This is a genomic window from Falsiruegeria mediterranea M17 (assembly GCF_900302455.1).
GTDB classification, from domain to species: domain Bacteria; phylum Pseudomonadota; class Alphaproteobacteria; order Rhodobacterales; family Rhodobacteraceae; genus Falsiruegeria; species Falsiruegeria mediterranea.
Window position 1 is genome coordinate 13249 of sequence record NZ_ONZG01000015.1, and the last position, 18697, is coordinate 31945.

16 protein-coding genes are annotated in these 18697 nt (G+C 59.0%); 8 read left to right on the forward strand and 8 right to left on the reverse strand.

What is annotated here, in order from left to right:
- Positions 1–49 precede the first annotated feature (49 nt).
- The 3 genes from TRM7615_RS22470 to TRM7615_RS22480 all read right to left on the reverse strand — a co-directional run bounded on the left by TRM7615_RS22470 (position 50) and on the right by TRM7615_RS22480 (position 4554).
- Positions 50–2404, reverse strand: a complete 2355-nt coding sequence (locus TRM7615_RS22470; RefSeq protein ID WP_108791984.1) for a TRAP transporter large permease — start codon at positions 2402–2404, stop codon at positions 50–52.
- Between the two features lie 17 nt (positions 2405–2421).
- Entirely contained in the window at positions 2422–3357 is a 936-nt protein-coding gene (locus TRM7615_RS22475; protein ID WP_108791986.1) for a TRAP transporter small permease subunit, read from the reverse strand.
- A 111-nt stretch (positions 3358–3468) separates the two neighbouring features.
- Positions 3469–4554: a TRAP transporter substrate-binding protein gene (locus tag TRM7615_RS22480; RefSeq protein ID WP_085796332.1), complete on the reverse strand. Its 1086-nt coding sequence runs from the start codon at positions 4552–4554 to the stop codon at positions 3469–3471.
- A 246-nt stretch (positions 4555–4800) separates the two neighbouring features.
- On the opposite strand from TRM7615_RS22480, the gene TRM7615_RS22485 reads away from it, so the two are divergent.
- Both TRM7615_RS22485 and TRM7615_RS22490 read left to right on the forward strand, forming a co-directional pair.
- Complete coding sequence (locus TRM7615_RS22485; RefSeq protein WP_108792117.1) at positions 4801–6231, forward strand: cache domain-containing protein; 1431 nt, start codon at positions 4801–4803, stop codon at positions 6229–6231.
- On the forward strand, positions 6228–6875 hold the full coding sequence (locus tag TRM7615_RS22490) for a response regulator transcription factor (RefSeq protein WP_108791988.1): 648 nt from the start codon (positions 6228–6230) through the stop codon (positions 6873–6875). Before TRM7615_RS22485 ends, TRM7615_RS22490 begins: the two co-directional genes overlap by 4 nt.
- Before the next feature lie 284 nt (positions 6876–7159).
- Here the strand turns inward: TRM7615_RS22490 and TRM7615_RS22495 are convergent, their stop codons facing one another.
- A complete protein-coding gene (locus tag TRM7615_RS22495; RefSeq protein WP_108791990.1) occupies positions 7160–8008 on the reverse strand; it encodes a HalD/BesD family halogenase in 849 nt (282 codons plus the stop codon).
- Between the two features lie 420 nt (positions 8009–8428).
- Between TRM7615_RS22495 and TRM7615_RS22500 the strand changes: the two genes are divergently transcribed.
- From TRM7615_RS22500 to TRM7615_RS22525, 5 genes are all read left to right on the forward strand, one after another.
- Positions 8429–10180, forward strand: a complete 1752-nt coding sequence (locus TRM7615_RS22500) for an acetolactate synthase 3 large subunit (RefSeq protein WP_108791992.1) — start codon at positions 8429–8431, stop codon at positions 10178–10180.
- A gap of 74 nt (positions 10181–10254) precedes the next feature.
- Positions 10255–10815, forward strand: coding sequence for an acetolactate synthase small subunit (gene ilvN / locus TRM7615_RS22505; protein WP_108791994.1), 561 nt, complete (start codon positions 10255–10257; stop codon positions 10813–10815).
- A 644-nt stretch (positions 10816–11459) separates the two neighbouring features.
- The gene (locus tag TRM7615_RS22515) at positions 11460–12257 is read left to right on the forward strand and encodes a helix-turn-helix domain-containing protein (protein WP_108791998.1); all 798 of its coding nucleotides are present in this window, start codon (positions 11460–11462) and stop codon (positions 12255–12257) included.
- Between the two features lie 125 nt (positions 12258–12382).
- On the forward strand, positions 12383–13540 hold the full coding sequence (locus tag TRM7615_RS22520) for an aromatic ring-hydroxylating oxygenase subunit alpha (RefSeq protein ID WP_108792119.1): 1158 nt from the start codon (positions 12383–12385) through the stop codon (positions 13538–13540).
- Positions 13537–13764: a hypothetical protein gene (locus TRM7615_RS22525; RefSeq protein WP_108792000.1), complete on the forward strand. Its 228-nt coding sequence runs from the start codon at positions 13537–13539 to the stop codon at positions 13762–13764. The genes TRM7615_RS22520 and TRM7615_RS22525 overlap by 4 nt, the downstream gene beginning before the upstream one ends.
- 116 nt (positions 13765–13880) lie before the next feature.
- Here the strand turns inward: TRM7615_RS22525 and TRM7615_RS22530 are convergent, their stop codons facing one another.
- The 3 genes from TRM7615_RS22530 to prfB form a co-directional block, all read right to left on the reverse strand.
- Positions 13881–14654, reverse strand: coding sequence for a DUF2189 domain-containing protein (locus TRM7615_RS22530; RefSeq protein WP_181892839.1), 774 nt, complete (start codon positions 14652–14654; stop codon positions 13881–13883).
- Positions 14654–16075, reverse strand: a complete 1422-nt coding sequence (locus TRM7615_RS22535) for an amidase (RefSeq protein WP_108792002.1) — start codon at positions 16073–16075, stop codon at positions 14654–14656. Before TRM7615_RS22535 ends, TRM7615_RS22530 begins: the two co-directional genes overlap by 1 nt.
- Before the next feature lie 179 nt (positions 16076–16254).
- Positions 16255–17382, reverse strand: a complete 1128-nt coding sequence (gene prfB / locus TRM7615_RS22540; protein WP_108792004.1) for a peptide chain release factor 2 — start codon at positions 17380–17382, stop codon at positions 16255–16257.
- A 77-nt stretch (positions 17383–17459) separates the two neighbouring features.
- On the opposite strand from prfB, the gene TRM7615_RS22545 reads away from it, so the two are divergent.
- Positions 17460–18296, forward strand: a complete 837-nt coding sequence (locus TRM7615_RS22545) for an aminoglycoside phosphotransferase family protein (protein WP_108792006.1) — start codon at positions 17460–17462, stop codon at positions 18294–18296.
- On the opposite strand, the gene TRM7615_RS22550 is transcribed toward TRM7615_RS22545, so the two are convergent.
- Positions 18293–18685 (reverse strand): RidA family protein, encoded by a 393-nt coding sequence (locus tag TRM7615_RS22550; protein ID WP_108792008.1) that lies wholly within the window; start codon positions 18683–18685, stop codon positions 18293–18295. The two genes, TRM7615_RS22545 and TRM7615_RS22550, sit on opposite strands and share 4 nt — an antisense overlap.
- Positions 18686–18697: the final 12 nt, after the last annotated feature.

Here is an 18697-nt window from a genome sequence, read left to right on the forward strand (position 1 = left end):
AAAAAGGGGCCTTGCGGCCCCTTTTTGGTGGTTCAGATCAGTACCGACATCAATTCGGGATCAGGTCCGGGATGATGGTCACGATGCTGGGGAAGGTCCACAGGATCGCAAGCCCCGCCACCTGGATCAGCACAAACGGCAGGATCCCGCGGTAGATGTGCCCTGTTGTCACCTCTTTTGGGGCCACGCCGCGCAGGTAGAACAGCGCGAACCCAAAGGGTGGCGTCAGGAACGAGGTCTGCAGGTTCACCGCCACCATGATCGTGACCCATTTCGGGTCGAACGACCCACCATAGATCACCGGCCCCACGATCGGGATCACGATGTAGATGATCTCCAGGAAGTCGAGCACAAAGCCCAGGATGAAGAGCACCAGCATCACGATCAGGAAGACCGTGAACTCGTTGTCAAAGCTCTTCAGGAACTGCTGGATGTAGTGCTCGCCGCCAAAGGAGATGACCACCAGGTTGAGCAGCTGAGAGCCGATCAAGATGGTGAACACCATAGATGTAACCTTGGCAGTCTCGCGAACCACTGGTGTCAGAACCCCGCCGCCGTACAGAACCCAGCAGGCAAAGATCAAACCGAACAGCGCATAAAGGTACGCCGCATAGGCAACAAAGAACGCGATCCAGGTTTCAACACTCACACCGTCCTGATTGATCCGAAGGTCAAAGTTCACACCCACCAGGATACAGATCAGGATCGCGAAGGTGGACATGATGATCACCTTGCCCGAACGCCCGTCGTCCTGCAGCTTGCGATAGGCCGCCAGCATGATGGCCCCGCCTGCCCCAAGCGCCGCAGCCGGCGTCGGGTTGGTGATGCCGCCCAAGATCGAACCCAGAACCGCGATGATCAGAACCAGCGGGGGGAAGACCACCCGGATCAGCTCATTCTTGGTGGCGCGAATTGCCGCCTCTTTACAGCCATAGAGCGCGATGACCGCCGGGATGGCCAGCATCACCGCCATTACGCCCGAGGACGTGGTAGGCTTCACAAAGAGGACGTCCACCAGCACCACCAGCAAAAGGCCAATGGTCCCCACAATCAGCGGCTTGGTGTCCCTGGACGGCGCGATGCCACGACCCAGGATCAGGGTCAGACCCAAGAGCACTGCCAGAACCGCCAGCCCGGTGCCAATCGGCGCGGCTGCGTCGATCTTGGCCTGGCGGGCCTCGGCGATCTGTTCGTCGCTCAGGCGTTCGCTTTGTGTCACACCACCTGCATCGTTGATCGCCTGCTGCTCGGTTACAGCAGCATCCCACGCCTCTTGCCCGTGCAGTTCGATCATCGACGCCTGGCATTCCTCGCCGACATTGGTGCGCAGGCTGGCGCCCTCACCGATGTCCGAGAAGGCCGAGACGGTGATGTCCTGCGATCCAACCAGGCCAACGCTGCCCAGCAGGAACACGCCACCGATCAGACCGACAGGTGCCGCCAAGAACCACAGCAGGCCCTCTTTGCGGGTGATCGGCTCGTTGTTGGAGCTTCCCATTTCCACAGCAGGTGCCTTGTCCGGGTTTAACATCGCATAGCCGAATGCATAAAGCGCATAAAGCAGTGCCAGCATGATCCCCGGCAACAGCGCCGCCTGGAACAGGGTCCCCACGGACACAACCGCAGGCTTGCCCAGATAGGTCAACGCATCGGTACAACCCGCTGCAACCGCACGGCTTTCCTGTGCCGCCGAATAAAGGTCACCGGCCAGGGTACCCAGCAGAACGATCACGATCGAGGGCGGAATGATCTGCCCCAACGTGCCTGATGCCGCGATGACGCCCGTTGCCAGTTCGGGCGAATACCCGTTCCGCAACATGGTCGGCAACGCCAACAGACCCATCGTGACAACAGTCGCGCCAACGATACCGGTCGAAGCAGCCAGGAAAGCCCCCACGACAACAATTGACACCGCCAGACCGCCAGGCAGCGGGCCAAAGACGCGCGCCATGGTGGTCAGCAGATCGTCGGCGATCTTGGACCGTTCCAGTGTGATGCCCATCAGGACGAACATCAGAACCGCCAGCAGGGTTTCAATCGACTGTCCCGCCAGAACACGCTCGTTGATGCGGTTCACGATGAACGAGACGTTGCGATCCATCGCAACTTCCCAACCCTTGGGGAAGACCGCCTCGGCCACTCTGGGTAACTCTGGATACCTAAAGACCGAGATCGAGTCCGGTTTGACGCCGGAATTGACCAGATCACGATAAACCGTGGACGAGGTGTCGATTGCCTGGTGGATCAGCAGCCCCGCGCTGTCGAGCGCGGCGATGATACCAAACGAGATGATGCCAGCCCCACCGATGGCAAAGGCCACCGGAAAACCGGACAGGATGCCTCCGAAGAGGCAGAAGAACACAATAATGAGGCCGACTTCGACGCCATCAAGACCGAATAGCATAGCTCAGGTTCCTATTCTCAATGAGCGCCTTCATAGGCTTCTTCACCCTCTCCAAGACTATCCTTGTCGAGGTATTTGTTTTCGCTGCCTTCGCCTTCGACGAACTCGAGGTACGAGCGGTAGAAGAAGGCAATCGCGTGCAGAAAGACCAGTCCGGCAAAGGCCACCAGCAGGATCTTGAAGATGAAATATGCAGTAAACCCATTTGGCGAAAAGCCGATGGTTTCCACATTCCACCGCATCGCGCGCGATTTGAGCAGCAACCGATCCAGCGCGTCACTGGCCGACGGCTTCGGCACGATCAGGTGACGCCACATGAAGTACCAGCCATACATCCAGATCAGCACGGCGGTCGGGATCATGAAGAAGACCGAGCCGAACATGTCGATGACCTTCTTGGTGCGAAAGCGCACGGCGGAATAAATCAGATCAACGCGGACATGGCCGCCCTGCACAAAGGTGTAAGTCACACAAAGAGCGACCACCAAGGCGTTGTAAAGCTTGAGTTCTTCAGCATACCAGCTGATGTCGAACTGCATCGGAACCCCAAAACCGAACACGATGTCCGGACGGGTGAAAATCCGCTGCATGAAGACGATGATGATCTGTTGCAGCACCATCAGCAGACCGGCCCAGGCGAAGAAGCGGCCAACGATGTTGGCGAACCCTTCGAGGACGCGCACGCACCCCCACATGAATTGGTTGCGGATCATGCCGATGATGGTGATCATCAGAACAATGACAAAGACGGCAAAGAAGAACTCCACCGATCCCCCGTAATAGACGAAGCGCATGACTGCTTCTTTGTTGGACCAGTCCAGCCACAGCGACGGGTTCGCAATGGCGTATCCAATGTTCAAAAATGCTTCGGCAAGGTTTTGCAGCGTCCACAGCAACCCATTCCATAGGGCGCCGAACGCCGAGCCGAGGCTCGCAGTACTCTCTTCCTGCATGGTGTCCCCCAGTATATTCCCCGTGACCCATCTTCGGGGTCTGCTCAGGCAGTGCCGGGTGCACTGCAAAAGAGGCCCCGATGCGGGGCCTCTTTCGTGTCAAATGATGGCTTAGCCGCCCAGAACGCGAATGCGCTGCTGAACGTAGTAGCCGTCCGACTTGTTGATCCAGGACGCCGAGTTCGCCAGCGACTCTTCGAACGAACCACGGATCTTTGCAAAGATCTCGTCGCCCATGTTTTCGTCCATAACCTCTGCCGACGCTTTGCCGAACGCATCCCAGACATCGTCCGAGAATTGCAGGGTCTTGACGCCTTGCGCCTGCAGACGGGCCAGAGCGGCACCGTTGTTGGCCAGGGTTTCCGACAGCTGGTAGTGGGTCACGGCCATCGACGCGTTGCGCAGGATTGCCTGGTGCTGCGGTGTCAGGTCGTTCCAGACGTCCAAGTTGACCGAAGCGGCCAGAGCCGAACCTGGCTCGTGGAAGCCCGCAGTGTAGTAGACCTTGGCAACTTCCTGGAAGCCGGCGCGTTCGTCAGCCATCGGGCCAACCCACTCCAGACCGTCCAGAGCACCCGACGACAGCGCCTGATACAGTTCGCCACCAGGGATGTTCTGCACGGATGCGCCCAGTTTACCCAGAACCTTGCCACCCAGACCCGGCATACGGAACTTCAGACCGTTGAAGTCAGCGGCCGAGTTGATTTCTTTGCGGAACCAACCACCGGACTGCGAACCCGAGTTACCGGCCAGCAGGCCTTTCAGGTTAAAGATCTCACCCAGTTCATCGTGCAGCTCTTCGCCGCCGCCATGGTAGTACCAGTTGGTGACTTCCTGAGCGGTGCCGCCGAACGGAACGGCGGTGAAATAGGCGTAACCCGGGTGCTGACCAATGAAATAGTAGTCGGCCGAGTGGTACATGTCCGCCTGGCCCGACGATACGGCGTCGAACACTTCCAGCGCGCCCACCAGCTCGCCCGGTGCTTTCTTGTCGATGGTCAGCTGACCGTCAGACATGGCGCCAACCATTTCGACCATATAGCTGGCCGCATCATCCAGAACCGCAAAGCCGCGGGGCCAGGACTGAACCATGGTCAGGGTCCGCTTGCCCTGCGCATAGGCCGGTGCTGCCAACGTTGTGGCGGCTGCGGCGCTACCGCCAAGTGCGGATGTTTTCAAAAAAGAACGGCGATCCATCAGAGACATTCCTCCCAAAATTGTACAGTGCCCGAGCCCCCTCTCAAAGGCGCGGACGGATCGTTTTCAGTGTGGCCAAGCCTAGCGACCCTCACTTTGATGTGAATACCTAGTACTGCGTAGAAAGCCGGATTTTTTGCCTCTGACGTAGGAAAAGTTACTGAAATCACGCCCCTTTGCACCCGTATTTACATGTATTTTTCCTGCCTCTTTGCTTTTTGGCGCAACTTCTCGTATCGATTCGCCATGCGGTTTCTGACCAACATCCTGCGCCCCAACTATGCGCAAAAGCTCTCGCTACTGGCGACGCTGCCGTTGGTCTGCGCTGTGGCGGCAATTGCCGCACTGGTCGCCTATCAAAGCCGCGCCCTGGCCGAACGCGAGATCGACGCGCTGGAACAACAGCTGCTCGAGGCGAAGAAAGCCGAGCTGCGCAACTATGTGACCCAGGCCCGCAACGGGTTCTACTACATCTACGGCTCGGCTCAGCCCGACGATCAGGAGGCCAAGGACCAGGTCACACAGATCCTGTCGGCGATGATCTATGGCACTGACGGTTTCTTCTTTGTCTACGAATACGACGGAACCAATATCGTCAGCCCCCGCCAGACCGAGATGATCAATGAAAACTGGGCCGGTTTGACAGACAGTGCCGGCACGCCGGTGGTGGACGAATTGATCCGATTGGCGCGACAGGGCGCAGGCTGGCACACATTTATGTGGCCCAAGCCATCCACCGGGGAAGAGGCGCAGATGGTGGCCTATGTCACCGGCTTTCAAAGCTGGCGATGGGCGGTTGGAACCGGTGTCTTTATTGATGATGTTCTTGCCTCAGTCGCCGCGGCTCGGGCCGAAGTTGAAGCGCGTGTTCAGCGCACATTCGTCTATATCGGTGCTATTACGCTAGGCGCCCTGCTCACCGTCTTTTTGTCCGGCATGATGCTCAACATCCGCGAACGCCGCCTGGCCGACGCCAAGCTCAAGGAGTTGACCCAGCGGGTGTTCGACGCCCAGGAAGAGGAACGCGGTCGCGTGGCGCGCGAGCTGCACGACGGCATCAGCCAGATCCTAGTGGGCGTGCGCTATGCGCTCGACAACACCCGCCGTCGCCTGGCCCGCGGGGATCACGATGGCGCACAGGATCCTCTGGACAAGGGCCTCGACAATCTGGGCACCGCCATCACCGAGGTACGCCGCATCAGCCGCGACCTGCGCCCCGGTGTGCTGGATGATCTGGGCCTTGGCCCGGCGCTCAAGGCGCTGACAGATGATTTCAGCGAGCGAACGGGGATCGAGACGGAATTCACCACCGTGGTCTTCCGCAACCGCCTGGACCAGGACGCCAAGATCGCGCTTTATCGGATCGCACAAGAGGCGCTGACCAATATCGAGCGTCATTCCGAGGCGACCCACGTCACCATGGACCTGCGCGGCCACAAGAAAGGCGCCACCATGCGGATCACTGACAACGGGCGCGGCATCCGCTCAGGTCCCGATCACGTGAGTTCCGGCCTGGGCCTGCGCAACATGCAGGAGCGGATCGAGCAGCTTGACGGCACCCTGCGCATTCTGTCATCACGCGGCGCGCAAAGCGGAACGGTGATCGAGGTGCATCTGCCCCTCTCGCACCTGTTGCCACCGCAGGATGAAACCGCGCCAAAGGAGATGACGTCATGACACAAAGCCTCGTGCGCGTGCTGATCGTCGACGATCACCCCATGGTCGCCGAAGGGATTCAGTCGATCCTGGAAAGCTATGACGATATCGAAGTTGTCGGCACGCTCGGCAACGGCCAAGAGGTGGTTGACCAAACCGAAACCCTGAAACCCGACGTGATCCTGATGGACCTGAACATGCCTGGCCTCGGCGGGCTGTCCGCGACCGAGATCCTGCTGGAACGCGCCCCCGACACTCGCATCCTGATCCTGTCGATGCATGACAGCCCCGAATACATCTCCACCGCGCTCAGCTACGGCGCCATGGGCTACGTGCTCAAGGACGTGCCCACGGATGAAATCAAACAGGCAATCGACACGGTGATGAATGGCGAACGCTACCTCTGCACCGGGGCCAAGGGCTCGCTAGAGCCCAAGGACGGCACCACGCGCGAGGCATTGACCGGGCGTGAACAGACCATCCTTCTCCAGCTGGCGCAGGGCAAATCCAACAAAGAGGTGGCCATCGCGCTGGACATCTCGGTCCGCACCGTGGAAACGCACCGCAAGAACATCAAGCGCAAGCTGGGCATCTCCTCCACGGCCGGATTGACCCGCTACGCAATGGAACACGGCATGCTGCAAGGCACCGGCGCCCAGCTTTAGGTCGCTGATTTGAATGATTTTTTCTCTGACTAGGAACAGACCCGCAGGAATAGTGGTTCTATTTCAAGGGAGTGTGACGCGGCTCAGAGGGAAAATCAGCTAGTCCCGGCGCGCTCAAAAGCTCCGCTATTTTTGCTGTTCGCGCGCCAGCGTTGCAGGATTAATGGGTCCTGACCCTGGGCGCCACGCCCCGCAGCACAAGGGGCAAAGCCCTGCAGGGCTGCCACGCCCAACCGGTTGAGGGCATCTTTGATGCACGTGAACCGGGCGGGAGCGCCGCCGAACTAGTCTAACAACTGATCCGACCGACGCCCTTCGCGATCATAGTGGTGCTGCAACACACGGCCATAGAGTTGTTTTGTTCGCTCTACTCCACCACACATCCCTTCGGTTTCAACAAAAGAGAAGATGCCCACATAGCGGGTCCGCTCGCCCTTCACAGCAGCGACCCTGTGCAAGGAATACCGCCCCTTGAAGATCTGCAGATCACCGGGCTGCAACTCCAACTGCCGGACATTGCGCATGTCCCCATCCAACACGCGCGCGACACCTTCGAAATTCTCGTCTTCGCTAGTCCGTAACCCCGGCACATATTCGAACTGGCCGCCCGTGTCGCCATTCTGTATCGCAAGCGTCACCGTGAAGTTGTTGGTGTCAAAATGCCAGGGAAACCCCTGCCCCTCTTCCACCACGTTGATGATCACATCCGCCAACGGGTCATCATAGCGAAAGAACCGATCCTCGGGCTCGTTCAAGGCGGCGCGAATGAACGGCATGAAGCCCGAATATTCATAGATCCGCCGCAGTGGTCCCTTGGACAGAAAGTTGTCTGCAGGAACAAAGGCGTTGGAGCGATCAAAAAACTGTCGGATCGGATGAGTACGCCGCAACTTGGGGTCGTCCTGGCTGAAATAGGCATTGGTACGCCCGAACGAGCGATGGGCATTTGGCGTCACCTTGTCCGCCTCTTTCACCAGCGCCGTGATCCCCTCGTCATGCACGAACCCCGGCAGCACAGCGCAGCCATCCGTGTCCAACTCGCGGCGCAGGTCCAGGATCATCCGCTCATATGCGGGGCTGTCGGGGCGGTCGATGGGATAGCGCCCCAGATCCACAAGATCGTGCAATTCCATCGCTCACCTCCTCAATAACCTCGAACTGACTTCAGCCTGCCACCCTGATCCCCTCTGATCTGGCACATTTTGGACAAGGCGATGACGGATTCAGACCTTGAAAATTGCCGTCACTCGGCCCTCACGCGGGTTAAATTTCTGGATATTTCGTCGCACCCTTTGGTTTGCGCAAGAAAATGTCGCAAAATCACTCCTTCGGGATACAAATTCATCTACATTGCCTGTTGACGCCCTCGCATGCCGCTCATAATGTCCCCTTCAAGCTAAAAGGAGCCGCTGGCAATGAACTCGCTAGTCGTAATCGTAGGAACAACGCGCATGGGCCGGTGACGGTAGACCACAATCTAACCCATGCGCCTCCGAAAGTTCGGGGGCTTTTTTTATGCAAACAGGACGCATGTCGCCAATGGAGCAAAGCAGATGACACGTGAAATGACCGGCGCAAAAATGGTGGTTCAAGCCCTCAAGGATCAGGGCGTCGACACCGTCTTTGGATACCCAGGCGGCGCCGTTCTGCCGATTTATGATGAAATTTTCCTGCAAAACGACATCCGCCACATCCTGGTCCGCCACGAACAGGGCGCGGTGCATGCCGCCGAAGGATATGCGCGGTCGACCGGTAAGCCCGGCGTTGCGCTGGTGACATCCGGTCCAGGGGCCACCAACGCGGTGACCGGCCTGACCGACGCATTGCTGGATTCGATCCCGATTGTGGTTCTGACCGGCCAGGTCCCAACGTTCATGATCGGCTCGGACGCCTTTCAAGAGGCTGATACCGTGGGCATCACGCGGCCTTGCACCAAGCACAACTGGCTGGTGAAAGAGACCGACACGCTGGCGGCCACCATTCACGAGGCGTTTCACGTCGCAACCGCAGGCCGCCCCGGCCCGGTTCTGATCGACATCCCCAAGGATGTTCAATTTGCCAACGGTGAATACCAACCGCCCAAACCTTCTGCTTCGCATTATCAGCCGATCGTCAAAGGCGACATGGAAGAGATCACCGAGCTGGTCGCCGCAATCGAAACTGCCAAGAAGCCGGTTTTCTACACCGGTGGTGGCGTGATCAACTCTGGCCCCGCGGCCAGCCAATTGCTGCGCGAATTGGTCGACGCGACCGGTTTCCCAATCACCTCGACCTTGATGGGCCTTGGCGCCTACCCTGCCTCGGGTGATAACTGGATCGGGATGCTGGGCATGCATGGTCTTTATGAGGCCAACATGGCGATGCATGACTGCGACTTGATGATCAACATCGGCGCTCGGTTCGACGACCGCATCACCGGCCGCATCGACGCCTTCAGCCCGAACTCGAAAAAGGCGCATATCGACATCGACCCCAGTTCGATCAACAAGGTGATCCGTGTTGATATCCCCATCGTGGGCGACGTTGCCCATGTGCTTGAAGATATCCTGAAGGTCTGGAAATCGCGCGGTCGCAAGACGGATTCCGCGAATGTGGCACATTGGCAGGCGCAGATAAGCGACTGGCGCAAGGTCAACTGCTTGGCCTTCACGCAAGAAGGCAAGACCATCAAGCCGCAACATGCACTTGCCCGCCTTGAGGAACTGACAAAGGATCATGATCGCTACATCACAACCGAAGTTGGCCAGCACCAGATGTGGGCGGCGCAATATCTGGGGTTCGAAGATCCCAACCGCTGGATGACATCCGGTGGTCTGGGCACCATGGGCTACGGCTTCCCGGCCTCCATCGGCGTACAGATGGCGCATCCAGACGCGCTGGTGATCAACGTGGCTGGTGAAGCGTCTTGGCTAATGAATATGCAGGAAATGGGCACTGCGACGCAGTACCGCCTGCCGGTGAAGCAGTTCATCCTGAACAACGAACGTTTGGGCATGGTCCGCCAGTGGCAGGAGCTGCTGCACGGCGAGCGCTACTCGCACAGCTGGTCCGAAGCTCTGCCCGATTTCGTCAAGCTCGCCGAGGCCTTTGGCGCCAAGGGTATCTTGTGCTCCGACCCCGCCGATCTGGATGACGCGATCATGGAAATGATCAACTACGATGGTCCGGTGATTTTTGACTGCCTGGTGGAAAAGCATGAGAACTGCTTCCCGATGATCCCGTCCGGCAAGGCGCACAACGAAATGCTTCTTGGCGAGGCTGAGACGCAGGGCGTGATCGATTCAAAGGGTTCGGTGCTGGTCTAACCCGCACCGCCTGTCTTACAGAATTCGGCGCAGCCAGCACTGGGCGCGCCAACGACTTTAGGAAAGGGACGTAAATGTCTGCCCTACACATCAAAAAAGGCGCCACGCGCCATTCAGCCTATAACCTACGCCCGAACTTTTCGGATGTTCAGGAACGCCACACCATCGCCGTTCTGGTGGAGAACGAACCTGGTGTTCTGGCCCGTGTCATTGGCCTCTTCTCGGGGCGCGGCTATAATATCGAAAGCCTGACCGTGGCCGAGGTGGACCACACCGGACACCTGAGCCGCATCACCATTGTCACCACCGGTACACCGCAGGTGATTGAACAGATCAAAGCGCAACTGGGTCGCATTGTGTCGGTGCATGAAGTGCACGACCTGACCGTCGAAGGCCCCTCGGTCGAACGCGAACTGGCGATGCTGAAAGTGGTCGGTGATGGTGAAAAGCGAGTCGAGGCGCTGAGGCTGGCGGATATCTTCCGCGCCAATGTTGTCGACAGCACGCTGAACTCATTTGTCTTTGAAATCACAGGCGCGCCGGACAAAATCGACGCTTTTGCAGATTTGATGCGCCCACTGGGTCTGGCAGAGATCGCCCGAACAGGTGTTGCCGCATTGCTGCGCGGCGACTGATACAATTTTGGATCAAGGCCTGATGCTTAAGCGTGTCGGGCCTTGGTCTCCATCAATTCTGCCCTGGAACGACGCCCCGTTGGATTGAACGGAATGACATTGGCCGTTTGAATTCCACCGTTCCGGCCTGCATCGGTGCCTTGTGCGGACCCCCCACTCATTTCATCCCGAGCAGCGGTCAACATATCTGGCAAAGAGCGGCAAGCACCGCCTTGGATCAACCTCGGATTGCAGGCAAACCTCTGTTTGCGCTGCGTCTCTAGTTCGAACTGAACCCAGTCCCCAGCTTCCAACGACAGATTCTGCGTTTCATCGGTATGGCGATAGAACGCCAAGTCGCCTTGATCTTCGCACCATATGACCGCTTTGCGGTCAACTGGATTACTCCAGAGAACTACACCAAACATATTCCGTTCCATTCTATCGTTTTCCTTAAGATTGGGGCAATTTTGATGCCACAAACATGCTTATTTGCGCGTCTTGCTATTGCTTTTTGTGTCTACGTCGATAGCTTTGTGACGCAATTGCGCGTCCGCTCTGACGCTAAATTGCGTCTAGTGTGTGATATTTGGTTTGAAAACGGCGTCCACTCGTCCGCTTTTCACGGTTTCAAACAACGAACGAAAATCAGTGCTGGGACACAAATGACCAAGTCAACACGCACGCCTGCAGAGTTGCGCAACATGTTTGGGGAAAACTTGCGCATCCTTGCCCGGCAATACCCCTCGATATCCGAGTTATCTCGTAGGTTGGGCATCAATCGGACGCAGTTCAACCGCTACTTGTCCGGAGAAAGCTTCCCAAGACCAGATGTTCTGGAGCGCATCTGCGTCTTCTTTGACGTCGATGCGCGTATCTTGCTGGACCCGGTCGAGAACATTCCCTCGCAGGGGCAAATCCTGAACGGTCCAATCTTGAGTGATTTTTTTGGGGCCGGTGTCAAAAACCTGCCGGAAGAAACCTTTCCCAGCGGATTTTACCGTTTCACTCGGCGAAGCTTTGTGAATGACAGCCAATTCATCGTCGGCCTCGTCTATGTCTACCGCTTTGAAGGGCAGACATATGTCCGGGGCTACGAAGCCAAGGAAGCAATGTCGCAGCAAGGCCTTCCAAGCGACGCGCGGACACGCGAGTTCCGCGGGTTTGCAGCGCGCCAGGAAGACGGGGTCGCACTGGTGATTTCACGCCGCAAGGCGATGACCTGCTCTTTCAACTATTTGTCTCGTGTCGCCTCGTTCGAGAACAACTTTTGGGTTGGGTATGTCACCCGAACCGTCCGCGAAAGCGTCACGGGCACGCGTGCTGCCCGCATGGTCTATGAGCATTTGGGCACCGATCGTAACAGCATTTTTCAGGTCGCCCGGACGTCCGGGTTTATCTCCGAAGATGACTTGATGCCGTTCCATAGACGCCTGCTGCAACCGCAGGATCCCTTTAGGTAACACCTTACAGAGACTCCGTTTGCAGGAATCGACACCTATGTCGTTTCCTGCAAACGCGCGTCGCTGATTGAATGGCTGACCCTTTCGGTTCGTGGTTTCTGGTGTCCAAGAGTATGGAGCCAGACATGACAACAGCCACAACCACCCTGTCAGACGTGACCCAGCCGATTGAACGTGCCAACGGTCTGCCGAACGCCCACTATACCGACCCCGCCGTCTTTGCCGAAGAGAACCAGGCGCTTTTGGCCGATGGCTGGGCTGGCCTGGCCGTGTCCGCCGATGTACCCGAAGCAGGTGACGCGGTGCCGCTGACGTTCCTGGGAATGCCGCTGCTGCTCTTGCGCGGGCGCGACGGTGAAGTCCGCGTGTTTCAGAACATCTGCCGCCACCGTGGCATGATCCTGGTCGAAGAGCCGCGCAAGATCGAAGGTGCCATTCGTTGCCCGTATCACAGCTGGTGCTATTCCACCCAAGGGCGCCTGGTGTCGACCCCCCATGTGGGCGGGCCGGGACAGAACACCCACGACGACATCGACCGCGACACCCTGGGTCTGATCGAGGTGCGCAGCCACATCTGGATGGGTGTTGTCTGGATCAACATCACGGGTCATGCGCCTGCGTTTGAAGACGTCCACGCGGAGCTGTTGCAACGCTGGTCCGAATTCGACAAGCCGATCTATCACGGCGGCGACGACAGCAAGTTCCAACTGGCCGTGAACTGCAACTGGAAGCTTGCGGTCGAAAACTACTGCGAAAGCTATCACCTGCCTTGGGTGCATCCGGGGCTCAACAGCTATTCGCGTCTGGAAGATCATTATCACATCGAGCATCCCCGCGCCTATTCCGGTCAGGGAACGTTGGTCTATCGCCAGCTTGCCGGAGACAACGGCGAGGTTTTCGCCGACTTCGAGGAGCTGAGCGACAAGTGGGACACAGCCGCCGAATACATCGCCGTCTATCCCAACGTCTTGCTGGGTGTGCATCGCGACCACAGCTTTGCCATCGTTCTGGTGCCCGAGGCACAGGACCGCACGGTCGAGAACGTCCATCTCTACTACACGACGGAAGAGACCAGCCGCGAGCTGCGGCGCAAGAACACCGAACAGTGGAAAACCGTGTTCGAGGAGGACATCTTTGTCGTCGAGGGTATGCAAAAGGGCCGCGCCGCGCCGGGTTTTGATGGCGGTCGGTTCTCACCGGCGATGGACGGGCCAACCCATGTGTTCCACGATTGGGTTGCAAGCAAGCTGCAAGCCTACAGAGGGTTGAAGGCCGCCGAATGAGCGACCTGAACGACCGGCTGTTGGCGGCGCATGCCGCAGAGGACAAGTGCGCCTTGGTGGATTTGTACACTGAGGCCGCCGATCAGGCTGCCGACATTGACAGCGCCTGTTTCTATTTAACCCATGCCATGGTCTTTGCCCTGGAACTGGGCCTGCCGGTTGCAAATGACCTGCGCCGCCGCCTGGCGCAGCAGGGCCGAGAGACCGATTTGTCGGAAAATTAGACAACGGGGGCGCTCCCGCCCGTCGTCAATGCCCCTGACGGGGCACCTCCTCCCGTTGGGCCTGGCTCACGCGGGCTGCGCCCGCGTGAGCCTCTCCCTTGGCGGCCGGTCCTGAATCACGTCGCGGGCTCGGTGGTGATCTGTTCGTAAAGGTGCCAGCTGGCGTGTCCCAGCCATGGCAGGACCACAAACAACCCCAAGAACCCTGGGATCAATGCCGCAAAAGTCACCAAGGCGATGAAAGCCGCCCACCCCAGCATGACCACAGGGTTGGTTTTGACATAGGCAAAGCTGGAGATCATCGCCGTCACGAAATCCAACTCGCGGTCCAGCAGCATCGGGATCGCCAAAACCGTGATCATATAGAGAAGCAGCGCAAAGAGCGCCCCCACCACGGTGCCAAAGGCCAGCATCGTGAGCCCGTTCAGTGTCAGAAACACTTCGAACGAGGAGGAGATATTGGTCATCGTCGACAGCCCTAGGAACAGTGCAAAGATCATGTGCCCCAGGAAGAACCAGAACAGGAACACCACCACGATGATCGCACAGATCGAGGGCAGTTGACGGCGGCTTTGTTGCACCACGACACCCAGGATTGCGCTGAATTTCAGGGGTTGCCCCTGTTTTAGACGGTGTGACACCTCATAAAGCCCAACGGCCGCAAAGGGGCCGATCAGCGGAAAGCCGATTGCTGCCAGCACCAGCCAAAAGGTTGTTCCGGTGCTCACAGTGATCCAGTACATCGCCCAACCGGCCGCGATGTAGATGCCCGAAAACAGCAGCCCGTAGAGAGGCGCCTTTCGGAAGTCGGACCACCCAAGCGACAGGGCTTGCCGTAACATCGACACCGAAGCGGGGTATAGCGCGGGAACGCCAAATGGTTTCGTCATTATACCGTGCCCTCCATCGGTACCGGCTGCGCAGGCCGTTTCTGAGGCCACTGTGTTGCTGCATGATAAGCTGTACCCAGATTCAACAGATCCGCGTCACTGCCACGTTTGCCAAAAAGCTGGAAGCCCATCGGCACCCCCTGGGAACCAAAGCCCGCAGGCACCGCCAGCGCGGGCAGCCCGATCAGGCTGACGGGCACGGTCACCTGCATCCAGCGGTGATAGGTGTCCATTTCAACGCCGTTGATCTGTGTCGGATAAGGCTGGGTCACATCAAATGGCCAGGTCTGCGCCGAAGGCAGGACCAGTGCATCATACTCCTCAAGCAGCGCGGCCGCGCTGCGGAACCAATCCGACCGGATCGCGCTGGCCCGTTGGATCTGACGCCCCGACAGGGCAAGCCCGCGCTCGACCTCCCAGATCGCGCTGTCCTTGAGATCGGCCTGCGCTTCATACAGGGGGCCAAGAGAATTCGAAACTGCCCAGGACCGCAAATCCACCCAGCTGTCCCACATCGCATCCGCATCAAAGGGGGCTGGTACGACGTCAACCTGGCAACCCAAATCGCCAAACACTCCAAGCGCTTGTTCACAGAGCGCCAGAATGCCCTCCTCCATCTCAAAGGCACCGCCCCAATCGCCCAGCCAACCGATGCGCAGCCCCTTGGCCTCACGGGCCACGACTGGCGACACAGGCATGCCGGGCGCCCCATGCGGGTGACGCGGATCAGGGCCCGAGAGCACTTCAAGCAGCAGGCCGATATCTTCTGGGCTGCGCGCCATGGGACCCAGAGTGGACAGCTGATGCAGAAACATTTCACCCACCGGCTCGGATGGCACCCGCCCCCAGCTGGGCCGCAACCCATAAACATTGTTCCAGGCCGCCGGATTGCGCAGCGATCCCATCATGTCAGAGCCATCCGCCAAGGCCAGCATTCCTGTCGCCAACGCCACCGCTGCGCCGCCGGATGACCCGCCGCAGCTGCGGCTCGCATCATAGGGGTTGCGGGTCGCTCCGTAGACCGGGTTGAAGGTATGCGAGCCTAGGCCGAATTCCGGCGTGTTGGTCTTACCGATCAGAATGGAGCCCGCCGTACGCAGGCGACGGGCAAGTTCATCATCCTTGTCCGGCACAAAGTCCTTGAGAGACGGCGACCCGCTGGTCGATGCGATGCCTGCCACATTCACCAGATCCTTGACCGCGATCGGCAGGCCATGCAGCGGACCGCGCGCCTCGGCCCGATCGGCGGCCTCCGCCTCGCGCATCAGGTCATCCGCATCGCGCAACGCTACGATCGCATTGACCTGCCCGTTGACGGCAGCAATTCGGTCCAAAGTTGCCTGCATCACTTCAACGGCACGGAGCCGTCCCGACTGCAAATCCGCAATCAGCCCCGTCGCTGAAACCTGGCTCAAGTCCATTCCGCTCCCCCTGCTCTCCCGGTGTCGGGTCAGCCTAGCCTTGCGGAATTTCCATTAAAACCCACTGTTTGAATGAATCTTTTTCGGCGCGGCCAACCCGACCGCGTTCCTGCTTCTTCTTGTTGAAAAATACGGCGGGGGAATCGCCGCAGGCGATAGGGGCAGCGCCCCCGAACAGCCTAGTCTTCGCCCTGCGCCTCGGCCCGCGACTTGCCCGACACATCCATGGCCAACGTCGCGCCCATGAACCCGTCCAAGTCACCGTCCAACACCCCCTTGGTGTCCGAGGTTTCAAAGTTGGTGCGCAGGTCCTTGACCATCTGATAGGGCTGCAGAACGTAGGAGCGGATCTGGTTGCCCCAGCCCGCATCGCCCTTGGCCTCGTGCGCGGCGTTGATGTCCGCGTTCCGACGGTCCAACTCCATCTGATAGAGCCGCGATTTCAGGGCTTTCATTGCGATGTCGCGGTTCTGGTGCTGCGACTTTTCCGAGCTGGTCACGACGATCCCCGTGGGATTGTGCGTGATCCGCACCGCCGAGTCGGTGGTGTTGACGTGCTGACCACCGGCACCGGACGACCGATATGTGTCGATGCGGATGTCGGCCGGGTTCACTTCGATCTCGATGTTGTCGTCGACGACCGGATACACCCAGACCGAGCTGAACGAGGTATGGCGCTTGGCGGCGCTGTCATAGGGCGAAATGCGCACCAGGCGGTGCACGCCGCTCTCGGACTTCAGCCAGCCATAGGCGTTGTGCCCCGAAATCTTGTAGGCGGCAGATTTGATCCCGGCCTCATCACCCGCACTCTCAGATTGCAGCTCGACCTTATAGCCTTTTTTCTCGGCCCAACGGACATACATCCGCGCCAGCATCGACGCCCAATCACAGCTTTCGGTACCACCGGCACCTGCGTTGATCTCCAGGAAGGTATCGTTGCTGTCAGCTTCGCCGTCCAGAAGCGCCTCGAGCTCTTTCTCGGCCGCCTTTTCGCGCAAAGTGGCCAACGCCTCTTCGGCATCTTTGACGACTTCTTCGTCCTCTTCCATCTCGCCCAGTTCGATCAGTTCGACGTTGTCGGTGAGATCGGTCTTGATCGAGTTGAAGGTGTCCATCGCATCGACCAGCGTCTGCCGCTCGCGCATCAATTTCTGCGCTGCTTCTGGGTCGTCCCACAGGTTCGGGTCCTCGACGCGAGCGTTGAATTCTTCCAACCGGTAAGCGGCCGTTTCGTGATCCATCCGCTGCGCCAAAAGCTCCAGCGATTTTTCGATCTCGGTCACGATGTTCTGGGTTTCGGCGCGCATGGTCGGGTCTCGATTTGCTTGATCAGGCTTGCGTGATACCAAGACCTGAGACGCTCCACAAGGTGACTGAGACGGGAATGCATCACGAGCTGAATCAGGCGCTGTCGCGGCTTGCGCTGCACGATCCAAACCCGCTGGCCGAGACGGCTGGCGCGACCCTGTGGCGGGTGCGGCAAACGGATGGCACACACGCAGTTCTCAAGCTGCACAAGCGCGCGGATCGCGGGAATGAGGCCGCAGGTTCCGCGCTGTTGCAGGCCTGGGCCGATCGTGGTGCCGTGCGCATTCTGGCCGAAGACGGGGCAGCCATTGTGATGGAGTGGCTCGAGGGACCGTCGCTGGCGGACGTGGCGATCACTGACGACCCCAGGCGTGCCGTTGTGATGTTGGCCGAGGTGGCGCAGCGCCTGCACGAAATGCCGGTCCTGCCAGCCTTGGACCTGCCAGAGTTGCCCACCGTCCTGGCGCCTGTCTTGGATGTACACTGTGCCCAAGGTTGCCCGGATCCGTTGCGCGAGAGCCTGAAAGAGGCCTCAGCCCTGGCGCGGCACCTGTTGAACACCGCCACGGATTTGCGCCCGCTTCACGGCGACCTGCATCATTCGAACGTGATCGTTACCCACGCAGGTCCGCGCGTGCTGGACGCAAAGGGCTATCACGGTGACATCGGGTATGAGTTGGCCAATGCATTTCGCCATCCCGGCGCCCTGCCCCAACTGCTGCGCGATCCCGACTGGATCACCTGGTGTCGCGACATCTTTGCCAACGCACTTGATGTTCCCGAGCAGCGTCTGGCCCAATGGGCCGCTGTCAAATGCGCGCTGTCCATCGTCTGGCGCACGGGCGGCCCGGTATCAGATGACCCCGAGGCTGACTTGCTGTCAGGTCTGTTGGCAAGCGCCCGAGAGGTTTAACCCTCGACGGACGCGATCACCCTGATCTCGACCAAAGCGCCCTTGCGTCGCAACCCGGCCACTTCGACCGCAGTCCAGGCAGGATAAGGCGGGTTTAACACGTCAAGGCGGACCCGGTCGAACTGGTCAAAATGATCCTCCATACCGACATGATAGGTTGTCATCTCGACAATCGAATCCAGCGTCAGGTCCGCCTCGCCCAAAACCTCGGCAATCTTGGCAAAGGCATTGCGAAACTGGACCTTTGGATCATCTGGCATCGACCCGTCGGCCGAACTTCCTGTCATGCCGGTCAGGAACACATGCCCGCCCGACAAGATGCCTGGCGAGATTGCCAGTTGTCCGGGGCGATCCAACAAGGCGGATGGGATCAAGGGCGTCTTGGTCATTGTCACCCTTTC